A 12147-nucleotide genomic window follows, 5' to 3' on the forward strand; every position below is an offset into this window, starting at 1 on the left:
ATTTAAATAAATATTAGCACATTTTTGCCATATAGACTACATTTTCCGTGCGATCACACGTATAAAAGGTGCACTTTTTATACATCCTCTTCCTACTTGGGTATCGGGTAAATGTAGTCATATCAAGGATCTATGAAAAGCTGCATAAAAGAGAAATAAGGACCCCATCAACTGTTTGGACTAGTTGCTTAAGACCACGAGTCACTAGAAATTATTTGCTTTTTTATATTTTCTTCAAGTATTTGCACCAGAACCATGAATAAAGATGAGCTATTTAAGAAGGTCATAGAAGAAGCTAAAAAGGAAATAATCAATTCTTTAATTTGGTTGCTACATTTTGAATTTGGGCTACTGGTGGGAATAACTCACAAAGAATATATCCAATCAGTAGCAGAACGATACAAACATAATCATAAAGTGTTGAAGCAGCTCGAACCATATTTCGAGTTATGGAAGAACGAAATAAAATAAACTGGCTATATCTTATATAAAAGGTATGGTCAGTTTATTTTTTTACTTATTTAAAGGTGCGTTATTTTGCATCAAATGGTGATATATCTTACTAAAAAAAGTTAAGTTTCTTAAAATACTCAATAGAAGCAACGCTTATGTATATATCTTTCTTTGGTTATCTGTTCTAAAGGAATTAGTTACTGGTTCAAGAGATACGACATATTTAGGATTGATAGAGATTTCAGAGAAATGAATTAATCCATCATATAACTTTCCTTCCGAGTCCTGAATTCTTTCAAGGACCTCGTCGACATGTTTTTGAAACGTAATTTCTTTGCCGTTAGATAAAGTAATTTTACAAAGGTCTTTCTTCATCTTAATTACCTCCTTTTTATTATCAATACGACAAATAGTATTGAAATACCTCTTCATTATTAGATTTATGTAGTTCTTATAATTTATATCAATTCAAAAAAATGGATTTAAATGGATAATTAGAATTATATTTATTTCACAAATAGACCAAATATGGAAGAAAAAATATAATATAGTTATAAAAAATACATAAGAGGGAGTAAAAATGATGAATAAAAAGAGAATATTTATTGCTTTATTAGTCTTTCTTGTATTCGGGAGTACTACACAAGCTTAAGCCGATGTAAGTGTACGTGGATACTACAGAAAAGATGGTACTTATGTTAGACCTCATATGAGAAGTGATCCTGACGGTAACTTTAACAATTACTTATTTTCCAAACGGACTAATGATCATTTATTGGATAGCTTTATTTTTATTAGTACTGCTACTGATTTACAGTATGTATCTTTTTTTAAAAAGTACACGATGAAATAAGCTTTATGTAAACCAAAACAAGCAGGTCCTCAATTATTAAGGATCTGCTTATTTTACTATGAATTTTAAATTATTACCGAAAACATCCATTACTTGAATTTACTTATAATAAATCACGATTAATAAAAAAGAAGCCTTTGCTGATACCCGGCAAAGGCTTTTCAAATTTATCGAAATAGGGGGAATACGTTATTAGTCTGGACAGATTTGTAGATTCATATACATGAAAATTCAAAAATAAATTTTGTAATCCAATCTACTGAGATAAAAACCTACTTTTCTTCTACCTAGGTTTAATTATTTGTTAAGTAAACACTAAAGTAATTCGTATATTATTAAAGTTTATTGTTTACTCTTATCGACTAAAAGTTATGAGTTATTCTAATTATGTATATAATTTATATAGTTACATGACACATGATATATTATTGAAAAATATAATGATATTTATATAAATTAAATTTAATCTCATTAATAGGAGTAACAACTAACTTACTTTATTAAAAATAGCATTAACTATTACTTATAATGTAGAAAAAGACGCTATTTGTCATCACTAAGAGTAAAGGTGTAAACTTTCATTATAATATTGATAAAACACCTTTTACACCTCTATATAAGTAAAGATTTAAAAACGCACATATAAGTCAAGTGAGTTGTAAGTAGTGTTACGTTTATTGTTAACGATATTAATTAATGAATTTAAACGTTTATTATCTTTCACTTCTGTTCCTAGCAAGTAATCACAAAATGCTATACTGTGTAATGTGGTAATGAGCATAAGCTCTAAATCTTCTTCATCGACAATATCATGAATGGTTTTATAAAACTGATCTCGTCTACTGGTTAATGTTTTTTCCTCGATGACAACTGATTTATCAAATTTATGAATGCTCACGCTCTGTTCAGCTCACTTTCTTATAAGTCCCTTATTCTAGTAATATGCTCAGACTGATAAAAAAAGAGACACGTGTCATCACGTATCTTATTCGTCCTCCATTTTATTTAGGGATTCGTAATTCTTCTGAATGGATTTTGTCAATATAGAACTTCGTAAATCACCTCGTACGTTCAACACTACCTCTTCATCGATTATCACTGTTCGTTTATCAACATTTTTCTCTACGATGTCGTTTGCTTCTTCGGGAGAATATAAGCCAGCTCTTTGAAGATTCGTCGTATATCCACGTTGATTCTCTTTCCAATATGTAACCATTCCCGAATATATCGAGCGTTCTAAATCCATTAAATAAACCATGATGTCCCCCCTATAAAAAAACGTAACGATTAATTTTCGTTACGTACATGTTTTTTATGAGAACCTTCAATAACTTGATCAAAAAATTCTTTTTTCGTAATCCCTAATGCCTGTACTACTTCTTCTAATTTATCTCTAGTCTCCACGCTTACATCAGCAAGGATTCTGACTTTAGGTTCTGCCATCGTACGAACAGCTCCCATCTATATTACCTCCTTCTATTTTAACATGGACGTACGTACTTTATATAAGCTATTTAAAAAGAGAGCCGAAGCTCCCTTATGTTGGTTATTATTTTTTAAAAGATCAAGTATGAGGGTAGATGTAATGACACATTGTGAAGCATCTATTCTAAGGGATTTAAAATTTACTACAAGTTGGGGAAACATTATGATTGAAAGAGGGTGGATAGAGAAACCGCCTCAAGCAAATGATCGAAAGGAATTGCCTAATAATTAAAGTTTAGAAAAAGACATCAGGACGTTAATCGAGCATCTTACTTTACCAATAAACAGGTTGAGAATTATTTAAATCATTTTTTCTGGAAAAACTATAGTTTAGGGAGTAGGAGAATAGATATTCTTTTAATGGTAAATCTAAGAAAAAATCGGTTTAGGAGATTGTATATGGAAAAATTAAATTCTGCGGAAATGGGTAAACTTTGGGCTACATATATGGGTAATAGCATGGCTACATGTATCCTAAGTTATTTTCTCCAACATGTTGAAGACCAAGATGTAAAGAAGTTATTAGAAAATGCATTAAACTTGAGTAAAGAATTTCAGAGTACTATAAAAGATACTTTCGTAAAAGAGGACATTCCTATTCCAAATGGTTTCACAAAAGACGATGTTAATCTTGATGCTCCAAAATTATTTGAAGACGAGTTCTATGTACATTATTTAAGATATGTAACTAAAGTAGGACTTAGTCTTTACAGTGTAGCAATACCGTTAATGTATAGAGAGGATATAAGGAAATTTTCTCTTTATTGTATGGAGTCAACTATAAAATTGGGGGAACAGATCAAAGATCTTTCAATAAATAAAGGGTGGGTTATTAAATCGCCTATTATTCCGACCCCACAAAAAGTAAATATAGCACACAAAAATTATTTAAAAGGTTTTATTGGAGATGTACGACCTTTACATGCATTAGAAATTGCCCATTTATACGATAATTTAGAGACGAACATGGCAAGTAAAGCCTTAGTAATGGCGTTTAGTCAAGTTACAAAAACGAAAAAGATTCGAGATTTATTTATAAAAGGAGAAGAACTTACTTATAAAGCGATTGAAGGTTATAAAAAAAAACTTCATAATGATAACTTACCTTCTCCGGAATTAATCGATCATTTAGTAACAACTTCAACATTTTCTCCTTTTTCGGAAAAATTAATGGTATTTCATAAAATGGATATGTTTTCGATGAGAGTAAGAAATTTTGGAAATTCAGTAGCTGTAAACGGAAGACGCGATCTAGCGCTAATGTATGCTAACTTTTTAAAGGATATATCAGGATTTGTTAATGATGCTGCCGATATCATGATAGAAAACGGATGGATGGAAACACCACCCGAAGCTGCGGATAGAGAAGACTTATCTTCAAAGTAGGGACTACACAATTGTCAATGGCAGGCGGTCCGGGAAGCATTATCATGCTAATTCTCCAGTTTCCTTACGAGAACAGACAAAGCCACTGTGAAGGGCAGTAGCTTTTTTCTGTTTTTAACCTGTATATTATATACATCTTTAGTTAACATAATGTGAAATATAGGAACCAAAAAAGCCATGGATATGTAAATTCATGGCCATATTTTTAATAAATTCACTCATTGTAAAAGGAAGAAATAAAAAAGGTCTCATCTGTCATAATGTATTGATGTAATTGTTGCAGAGTAGTATCCAACGTTGGAGATAATGATTCAGCAGCATATGCACAAACAGAAATCATACCTTCCTCTTTAACGAAATTATCAGCAGTTGATTCAAATTCTTCTAGTAAAAGAACATCTGGTACCTCTGAAGCCCATTCTACGTGAGCCCATGTTCTGATCCATGTATTTTTCATTTTCAACATAGACAAATCTTCTTGAAAATGAGTAAGAATGGTTTCGGTGTGAAAATCACCATTTGCCAAGTAATAATCAAAATTATTAACTAAACGAATAGATTCTTTTTGTTGATGATTAAACTCTTTATCAATACTAGCTCTTATTTGAGGAAGGGTCCTCATATTCTCAATTATTAATATACGTTGTTTACTCTCTAATCCATTTTTTATAAAACTCATTAAATTATTTATATAAAATTGTTTATCCTCAAAACGGTAAAAGACATGGCCTTTATCAAATTTTTTGGAACTAGATATAGAATTAACTGTTTTCATAGTTCACCTCAGAATAATTTCGGTAAAAATCCAAAAAACTTACAGGCTAATAAGGTATTCTCATTTGCGGAATTAGTGTTTTATCAGTATTATAGCAAAACAACCTAGGGTTATAATTTCAAGGCTATCTTATTAATGATTACTTAGATAGAATAAATTTTATTTACTTTTCAATACGAATGTATTTTCACAAACTCATCTGTATTTCCTCCTACAGTTGGTTCTGTACTAGATATTCTTTTAATGTTTGCTGTAATGTTCCTTTTGCTTCTGCCTTGTCCTCAAAGGAGATTCCTGAGTGAATCATTGTTCGAACTAGGTCAGCACGTAAACCTGTAAGAATAGCTTTACATCCCATCATTGAAATTCCAGTTAACACTTTCTGAAAATGGTCAATGACATGCATTTCCATGTTAACAATTCCAGATAGGTCTATAATTAATGTTTCAATCTTTAAATCTGAGATGCCCATCAACACTTTCTCCTCAATCGTTTGGATACGACAGATGTCAATCATTCCTATTAACGGTAATACAGCTACAGATTGGCTAAGTGGTATAATGGGCACCGATAGATGTTCAACTAAGTCCCTCTGGGAGGAAATTAATTCATCTTTATACTTGGAATAACTAATGATAAAAGTGTTAAGAAATTGATCAATCTTATCATTAATACGCTTCTCTAAGGCATAAAATTCTTCACGATCAATAAAATGGTTATTTATTCGATCATATTGATAGAGGAAATGCCACAATGTTCGCCTAATAGCCTGTACCCACTCTAGTTTAAAGGCAAGAGTTAAGGAGTGCTCGGCCCAGGCTATCCCTTCTTGCTGAGCGAAAGCAACGAGTTGTTCTTCCTTTTGCTCCACGACATATAGAGCTAGCTTTTGAGCATTTTTTAAAAGATCAATATTTCCAGTTTCTAAAATATCATTAATCTTAGAGGCAACGTTAACGGCCTCTGATAAGAGCTTATCCTGAAAGTTCTGTTTATTATCTCTAATAAAATCGGTCATTTTCACTCTCTGATTATAAATACTCTCCATCTTGAGTACGCCCCTTATTTTATAGTTGGCTTTAAGTAATCAATATTTCTAACTGAAATATTATTTGTTTTCATTTTCATTCTTTATATATAAAGAAAAGTCCTCCTTCCTTGTACTATCCATAATAGATTTGGCTTTAAATAAAAAAACGATAATACTTTTATAATGATTTTTTAAATCTTGAGCATACACTTAAGTAGTGCTCACTTTCTCCATATGGATACAGAGTTAATGGAAGTTGTTTTCATTAGCTGATATCGATTGAGACAATCTATCAAAAATGTTCTGAACTTGTTCTTTATTTAACGTGTCAACATTCTCCCAAGCAATAGAAATGTAACCTTCTAAATAATCAGGATAGGAAATAGATTCAGAAGTCAGTGCTTTATAGAATAAAGGATTACCACCTCTATCCACTTCACCCTTACATCTATAGTTTTCAAACTTCCAACCATCTTTTGTTTTTATAAATTGATAAAGGTCCTTTTGTCCCCATATAGGACTATAAATTTGCATTTTAAATCTAGATGCACTACTCAATTTCAGATACCTCCTACCTCCCCAAAATATCATTTTTAAATAGGATTCTTTGTATCTTTACCCCTAAAACATATATTTCATTAACACCTTTTATACCATATATTTCTGTAGTTCCTAACTATATTGCATTTTCCATATAGCGCCTAATCCCCTTAAGAAATTACATTTTATTGATTTATTTACAAATTTATTTCATAATTGAAATCTTTATTTCAATTATTGGAGATAACAACTTATTTGTATACCCTATGTTAAAATAGATTAAACTTCTATTTGTAAAATTTCGTTAAATAGTGAGGAAGGGTTTGGTGATAAATGACCATAATTAAAATCAAAGAAATGTTAGAAACTTTAGTACAGTATGAAGATAGTGAAATCACTCATACCATTTGTATTAAAAATAATACCTTTTCTCTCAGTTATTCTAAAGAACTAAAGAATTTTCAAGTGAAAAATGTTGAAACAGGTTATATTGAACATTTTCCAGATATGGAGACTACGTCTATAGCTTTGGAAAGAATAATAAGTACTGTGGAAAAAAAAGTCACTGAGTAATAAGCTACTTTTAAAGTTTACATAAGAGGAATTCTAGACATTAAAAGGATAAGGAATTTAATTCAAAGTTATTTTTCTCTCTATTAGTTTAATTTGAAGGACAGAAGAAATCTACTCAAGTTGCAATAGGGCATCAGATTAATGTCTATATTATAAGTTCTAGAAAAACTGCTGAAACAGAATCAGTAGTTTTTTTATTTTAGGATATATAGGGTATACAAACTTTCCGTTTATTGGATTAACCATATAATAAAAGACGAATTCGACTTTGATTCTTTACCATTTGTAACAAATTGTTTAATAAGTCATAAAGGTGAGAGTAGAGAACTTTATACTAAGAAATTAACAAAAAAATAAGTATTTTGACACGTGGTGGTATAATTAATATAAAAACTAACTAATAGCCTCAACAGGCTTTTCGGAGGAAATCATGAAAGATGAAATAGGATTTTTAGGAGATAAAATCTTAGAATATAGATTTGAAATCGCGAATGAAGTACATGAAAATAGAATAATTGATATTACAGAAGAAGAAAAAAAACAATTGGCTTCTTTTGAAGTGGAACTTATTAATATCCGAGCTCACTTTATAAGTCTATTTGGTGAAGTTCTTAGGGATCATCTGGATGAAGAAACAGCACTCCAAAAATTTACACAATGGGGAAAAGAAACAGGCGGAATGTTTTGCAATTTGAAGGTACCATTGGATGAAGCGTTAAAAGATACAAAGTATTATCGAACTTTCTTATGGAAGAAATTGAAGGAAGTAATAAAGGAAAATAATCTATCAATAGATACGGTATTTGAAGTCGGTGGAATTATTGATCCTCTTCTCGATCATGCTGCTTATTCCTTTAGTTTAAGTTATATGCATTTCTATCAATTAACCCTTGAACGTGCGCAAAATGCATTTCTTGAATTATCGGTGCCTGTTGTACCTTTAGCCAAAGAAATCGCTGTGTTACCTCTCATTGGAAATATAGATACAGAAAGAGCCAATTATCTAATGGAAGAAACGTTGAAATCAGCGAACAGACTACAGCTTCAACGTTTAATAATAGATTTATCGGGTGTTTATATTATAGATACCATGGTAGCAGATCAAATTTTCAAAGTGGTAGACTCGTTAAAGCTTCTTGGTGTAGAAACAATTCTAACAGGAATTCGTCCGGAAGTTGCACAGACTATTGTAAGTATTGGTATTGATTTCAGTAATTTGACTATAAAATTAAGTTTACAAAAGGCGATAGAAGATCTACTTATTCGTGTCAAAACCAATAAATAGAGAAAGCAAGAGATAAAATGACTAACTAAACGTATTCATGAATAAGAAGATGAGGAAGTGACTATTATTGAAAGGGATTATAGGGGTTGCTAGATACTTAAATGATCACGCAGAAATGTTAGCAAATGAAATTGTTCAAAAAATTTCCCAAAGCCCTAATTTTGAGGCTCTGAAGGAGGAACTTGAACAAGCAATTATCGTCTATACTGAATTTATTAGGTTTTTAGGCAAAAGTCTCCTTAGCAGTGAAAACAACGTACCTGAAGGACTTGTTGAATGGAGTAAGACCAATGGTAAGCGTACAGCATCTCAAGGGGATAGAATTTCTATTATTATTACACGCTATCCTCCTACTCGCCTAGTCTTTATCGATCGCCTTACTGAAATAAGTATAAAGCACGGACTTTCTTCAGAAGAAGTTGTATTTATTAATAAACGATTTAACTATTTGCTGGATATAAGCATCAGCGAAACGGTTACAGTGTTTGAACAAGTAAAAGATGAAATGGTAAAAAAGGCACAACAAGAGGTATTGAAACTATCTGTTCCTGTCGTACCCATCCAAGATGGAATTGCCGTGCTCCCACTAATTGGCTCTATTGATTCAGAGAGAGCTGAATATATCTTGGAGAATGTTATCTTGAAAATTATTGAAATGAAGGTAGAGTATCTAATTGTTGATTTCTCAGGTATCTTGAATATAGATGCTATAGCCGAACGTTATCTCTTTGATATCTACAGTGTTCTTCGTCTACAAGGTATTGAGGTAGTGATGACTGGTATACGACCTAAACTTGCCCAAACTGTTGTTAGAAATGGAATCAATTTCACATCTATTAAAACCTATGCAACGGTTAAACAGGCGATAGAAACTCAAAAAAGCTAGGAAATTAAGTTTATGAACTTGCTCGTACCTTAATCGTCAATTTAACATGATTAGTAGTACAATAAATAACTGGAGTAAAATGAGTTTTTAGCTAGGAGTGAAAAATACAGGTGAATAAAAATGAACAGTTACGTACCTTTTTACTAAACAATGCCAAACGACTAACAGAAGAATGGTACGATTCATTAGATAAAAACAACGCTGGAGGGGTTTATGCTTCAACTGACTCTAAAGTTATTCAAACATTAAAAGCACAAAATTATGAGTTTCATGTATATGTTTGTAATGTATTCATAGAAGATGAAAAAACTTTTTTTGAAGAATTTGAAGTATGGATTAATAAAATCGCAAAAGATAATGAGCATACAAGAACACCCCTTGCGTCTATTATCAAAGAGTTTATGCGTGTTCGAAAGCAATATTGCGATTCTATAGATGAATTTGTAACCACATATGAAGGTCATATTGAACCTACATTAATAGATGCATGGGAACAGCATATCATTCGAATTTTTGATATTACCATTTTAAAATTTGTCACAGCAGCTGAACAAACATCTCGTATGCAATTAAAAGCACATCAAGAAATGATTCACGAGTTAAGTTCTCCTGTAATTGTAATTAAAAAAGATGTAGCTCTTTTACCATTAGTCGGAGATATTGATACAGCAAGAGCAAAGATGATTTTAGAAAGTACATTACAACAATGCGCTGAGAAACACATTGCTTATCTCTATATTGACTTATCAGGAGTCATAATGGTGGATACAATGGTTGCTCATCAAATCTTTCAATTAATTGATACGCTTAATTTATTGGGTATAAAGTGTACTTTATCCGGCATTCGACCAGAAGTTGCTCAAACGGCCATTCAACTTGGTCTTTCATTTGAAAACATAAGAATTAAATCAAATCTTGAGCAAGCATTAGAATCCGATATCAAACTAACTGTTGAGTAAAAAACAGTCAAAAAGCCAAGGGATTTCCTTGGCTTTTTATAAAGATTATGAAATAAATTTATCGCCCAAGGTAAAGGAGGTATAAAATGGATAGTAATATATTTAAATGGGCTCCTGTTCCCTACTTTCAAATTAATCAAGAAGGTACCATTCTAAATTCTTCAAACATCACCCACTCATATTTTTACACTACATCTAATATATGGAATATCATTTATAAAGAAGATCTAACTAAAGCCATATTAATGCTGTCACGGAATGCTGGTTCTACTCCTATAACCGAACGTCTAAGATTACAAACAAGGAACAAGTTATTTGGAAATTTCAGATGCACGATCCAATGGAAAGATAGTATAGGTCATCTGGTATGTACTGAGGTCAAAAGTATTAAAGTTCAAACTGTTCCATCTTTATCTGTTCTAAAATCTTTAGTAAATACTCAAAAACGTTTAGAGAAAACAGAAAAACAATTAAATAAAGTTGCTCAAATAATAAGTATAAAAAAACACTAATTTTTTATTTTACTGTACATGATTTTCTCTATATTGAGCAAACTACACAAGATGCAATAGAGCATTATCAACATAACATCTATATTTCAACGACTAGGAAAACTACTGTGCAGGAGCAGTAGTTTTTTCCGTTTTTTTGTTTTATAGAATATATAAGGTTAGTTAACATAATGGGTTTTATCGGCAACCATAAACAAATAGCAGCTTAATTCAAGCTTCTATTTGTTATACATAATTTCCCTTTATCTGAACATTCTACTTAAGAAAGGCTAAAATATTTACTCTAAATATATAAAGGTGGATTCATGTAAATGAAGGGTGAAAATCATAAAGTTTTTCTTGCAACATTCAGTATTTATGCTATTCCCTTTGTTATTATCTTTTTTACCGATTGTTTAGTTAGGATAAATAGTAGAAAATAATTTATATTCTTGCTGCTGGATAATAAATGGTATTTTGAGCAAACTACTCAAGACGCCGTGAGGCATCAGTCCTTTCGTTTAATAAATGTAGTAGAAAAAACTCCTGAACAACCTGCAGGAGTTTTTTCTGTTTTTAAGCTGTATATTTTATACATCTTTAGTTACCATAATGAATTCTCTAGGAACCAACCATAAAAAAGAACCCTTTAGTCAATCTCAAAGTTGTTGTAAGGGCCTTTTAAATTTATAAAGATCAAGAAGGGGCAAAAACGGCGGATAGAAGATACTTATTTTATAATCCAAATTATTCTTTTTTAGTAAGTAACGAAGTCGTCATGCCACCTATAAAAATTGTCGAACATGAAAAAAGAAACGTTTTAGGTCCTAATAAAGGAAGACCTGCTGTTATGATAAAACCATCTATAATTAAAATGACGATTCCAATGTTCAAAGAAAAAGCTTTTGATATAAGTTGGGCTAGTAAATCTGTTCCTCCAGTGCTTGTCTCGTATCTAAGCATAAGACCAATCCCCGTTCCAATACATACTCCTCCAAAGATCACACTAGGAAAAACAGAAAGTTGACACTGGTCTTTAATAGGCTCTAGCCAATCAATCAATAAGGAAGAAATAACTAACCCATAAAAACTATTATAAAAATAAGTTCTTTCATAAACCCAAGCAAACCAACATAACGGGAAGCCCAAAATAATCATCGTTACACCTGTGGGAAATTCAAAATAATAGTGAAGGATAAGAGCAATTCCAATTGTTCCTCCATCCAACAAATAATGAGGAACTAAAAATCCATTAATTCCTATACTTAATAATAAGCTTCCGACAAGAACAACCGGTATTTTCCGAAAAATAATAATCACCTTTTTAGTCAAATTATCTCTTACTATATGTATAAACTTTAGCTAGCTCTCATGAATGTTTTTTTATCATTTGAGCAAACTACTCAAGATTCATTAAAGAATCAAAAATCT

Annotated in this window: 15 protein-coding genes; 7 read left to right on the forward strand and 8 right to left on the reverse strand. The window is 31.3% G+C overall.

Annotation, left to right across the window (positions count from 1 at the left end; genetic code table 11):
• Window positions 1-606: 606 nt before the first annotated feature.
• From ACFX4G_RS21875 to ACFX4G_RS21890, 4 genes are all read right to left on the reverse strand, one after another.
• Window positions 607-828 (reverse strand): hypothetical protein, encoded by a 222-nt coding sequence (locus ACFX4G_RS21875; protein WP_197227536.1) that lies wholly within the window; start codon window positions 826-828, stop codon window positions 607-609.
• A gap of 1106 nt (window positions 829-1934) precedes the next feature.
• On the reverse strand, window positions 1935-2204 hold the full coding sequence (locus tag ACFX4G_RS21880) for a hypothetical protein (RefSeq protein ID WP_377576907.1): 270 nt from the start codon (window positions 2202-2204) through the stop codon (window positions 1935-1937).
• Between the two features lie 87 nt (window positions 2205-2291).
• Complete coding sequence (locus tag ACFX4G_RS21885) at window positions 2292-2564, reverse strand: hypothetical protein (protein ID WP_074684125.1); 273 nt, start codon at window positions 2562-2564, stop codon at window positions 2292-2294.
• Window positions 2565-2593: 29 nt separating this feature from the next.
• The gene (locus tag ACFX4G_RS21890) at window positions 2594-2767 is read right to left on the reverse strand and encodes a hypothetical protein (RefSeq protein ID WP_377576910.1); all 174 of its coding nucleotides are present in this window, start codon (window positions 2765-2767) and stop codon (window positions 2594-2596) included.
• Between the two features lie 124 nt (window positions 2768-2891).
• Between ACFX4G_RS21890 and ACFX4G_RS21895 the strand changes: the two genes are divergently transcribed.
• The gene (locus ACFX4G_RS21895; protein ID WP_377576913.1) at window positions 2892-3023 is read left to right on the forward strand and encodes a hypothetical protein; all 132 of its coding nucleotides are present in this window, start codon (window positions 2892-2894) and stop codon (window positions 3021-3023) included.
• A gap of 167 nt (window positions 3024-3190) precedes the next feature.
• A complete protein-coding gene (locus ACFX4G_RS21900; RefSeq protein WP_377576916.1) occupies window positions 3191-4177 on the forward strand; it encodes a DUF3231 family protein in 987 nt (328 codons plus the stop codon).
• A gap of 214 nt (window positions 4178-4391) precedes the next feature.
• On the opposite strand, the gene ACFX4G_RS21905 is transcribed toward ACFX4G_RS21900, so the two are convergent.
• The 3 genes from ACFX4G_RS21905 to ACFX4G_RS21915 form a co-directional block, all read right to left on the reverse strand.
• Window positions 4392-4952 (reverse strand): MEDS domain-containing protein, encoded by a 561-nt coding sequence (locus ACFX4G_RS21905; protein WP_377576919.1) that lies wholly within the window; start codon window positions 4950-4952, stop codon window positions 4392-4394.
• A 211-nt stretch (window positions 4953-5163) separates the two neighbouring features.
• Window positions 5164-6000: an STAS domain-containing protein gene (locus ACFX4G_RS21910; RefSeq protein WP_377576922.1), complete on the reverse strand. Its 837-nt coding sequence runs from the start codon at window positions 5998-6000 to the stop codon at window positions 5164-5166.
• A 228-nt stretch (window positions 6001-6228) separates the two neighbouring features.
• The gene (locus tag ACFX4G_RS21915; RefSeq protein ID WP_377576925.1) at window positions 6229-6540 is read right to left on the reverse strand and encodes a hypothetical protein; all 312 of its coding nucleotides are present in this window, start codon (window positions 6538-6540) and stop codon (window positions 6229-6231) included.
• Between the two features lie 315 nt (window positions 6541-6855).
• Here ACFX4G_RS21915 and ACFX4G_RS21920 point away from each other — a divergent pair, with 315 nt between their 5' ends.
• The 5 genes from ACFX4G_RS21920 (at window position 6856) to ACFX4G_RS21940 (ending at window position 10737) form a co-directional block, all read left to right on the forward strand.
• Complete coding sequence (locus ACFX4G_RS21920) at window positions 6856-7095, forward strand: hypothetical protein (protein ID WP_377576928.1); 240 nt, start codon at window positions 6856-6858, stop codon at window positions 7093-7095.
• Window positions 7096-7525: 430 nt separating this feature from the next.
• Complete coding sequence (locus ACFX4G_RS21925; RefSeq protein ID WP_377576931.1) at window positions 7526-8380, forward strand: STAS domain-containing protein; 855 nt, start codon at window positions 7526-7528, stop codon at window positions 8378-8380.
• A gap of 67 nt (window positions 8381-8447) precedes the next feature.
• Entirely contained in the window at window positions 8448-9266 is an 819-nt protein-coding gene (locus ACFX4G_RS21930) for an STAS domain-containing protein (protein WP_377576934.1), read from the forward strand.
• Window positions 9267-9376: 110 nt separating this feature from the next.
• Window positions 9377-10225: an STAS domain-containing protein gene (locus tag ACFX4G_RS21935; RefSeq protein WP_377576937.1), complete on the forward strand. Its 849-nt coding sequence runs from the start codon at window positions 9377-9379 to the stop codon at window positions 10223-10225.
• 86 nt (window positions 10226-10311) lie between these two features.
• On the forward strand, window positions 10312-10737 hold the full coding sequence (locus ACFX4G_RS21940) for a hypothetical protein (RefSeq protein ID WP_377576941.1): 426 nt from the start codon (window positions 10312-10314) through the stop codon (window positions 10735-10737).
• A 726-nt stretch (window positions 10738-11463) separates the two neighbouring features.
• Here the strand turns inward: ACFX4G_RS21940 and ACFX4G_RS21945 are convergent.
• A complete protein-coding gene (locus ACFX4G_RS21945; RefSeq protein WP_377576944.1) occupies window positions 11464-12048 on the reverse strand; it encodes a YitT family protein in 585 nt (194 codons plus the stop codon).
• Window positions 12049-12147 lie beyond the last annotated feature (99 nt).

The organism is Priestia sp. YIM B13486 (assembly GCF_042787865.1).
GTDB classification, from domain to species: domain Bacteria; phylum Bacillota; class Bacilli; order Bacillales; family Bacillaceae_H; genus Priestia; species Priestia megaterium.

What these genes read in the sequence shown, in the direction of transcription:
- ACFX4G_RS21875 (WP_197227536.1), bottom strand. Translation starts at nt 828, where the DNA reads ATGAAGAAAGACCTTTGTAAAATTACTTTATCTAACGGCAAAGAAATT.
- ACFX4G_RS21885 (WP_074684125.1), bottom strand. Translation starts at nt 2,564, where the DNA reads ATGGTTTATTTAATGGATTTAGAACGCTCGATATATTCGGGAATGGTT.
- ACFX4G_RS21890 (WP_377576910.1), bottom strand. Translation starts at nt 2,767, where the DNA reads ATGGGAGCTGTTCGTACGATGGCAGAACCTAAAGTCAGAATCCTTGCT.
- ACFX4G_RS21895 (WP_377576913.1), top strand. Translation starts at nt 2,892, where the DNA reads ATGACACATTGTGAAGCATCTATTCTAAGGGATTTAAAATTTACTACA.
- ACFX4G_RS21900 (WP_377576916.1), top strand. Translation starts at nt 3,191, where the DNA reads ATGGAAAAATTAAATTCTGCGGAAATGGGTAAACTTTGGGCTACATAT.
- ACFX4G_RS21905 (WP_377576919.1), bottom strand. Translation starts at nt 4,952, where the DNA reads ATGAAAACAGTTAATTCTATATCTAGTTCCAAAAAATTTGATAAAGGC.
- ACFX4G_RS21910 (WP_377576922.1), bottom strand. Translation starts at nt 6,000, where the DNA reads ATGGAGAGTATTTATAATCAGAGAGTGAAAATGACCGATTTTATTAGA.
- ACFX4G_RS21920 (WP_377576928.1), top strand. Translation starts at nt 6,856, where the DNA reads ATGACCATAATTAAAATCAAAGAAATGTTAGAAACTTTAGTACAGTAT.
- ACFX4G_RS21925 (WP_377576931.1), top strand. Translation starts at nt 7,526, where the DNA reads ATGAAAGATGAAATAGGATTTTTAGGAGATAAAATCTTAGAATATAGA.
- ACFX4G_RS21940 (WP_377576941.1), top strand. Translation starts at nt 10,312, where the DNA reads ATGGATAGTAATATATTTAAATGGGCTCCTGTTCCCTACTTTCAAATT.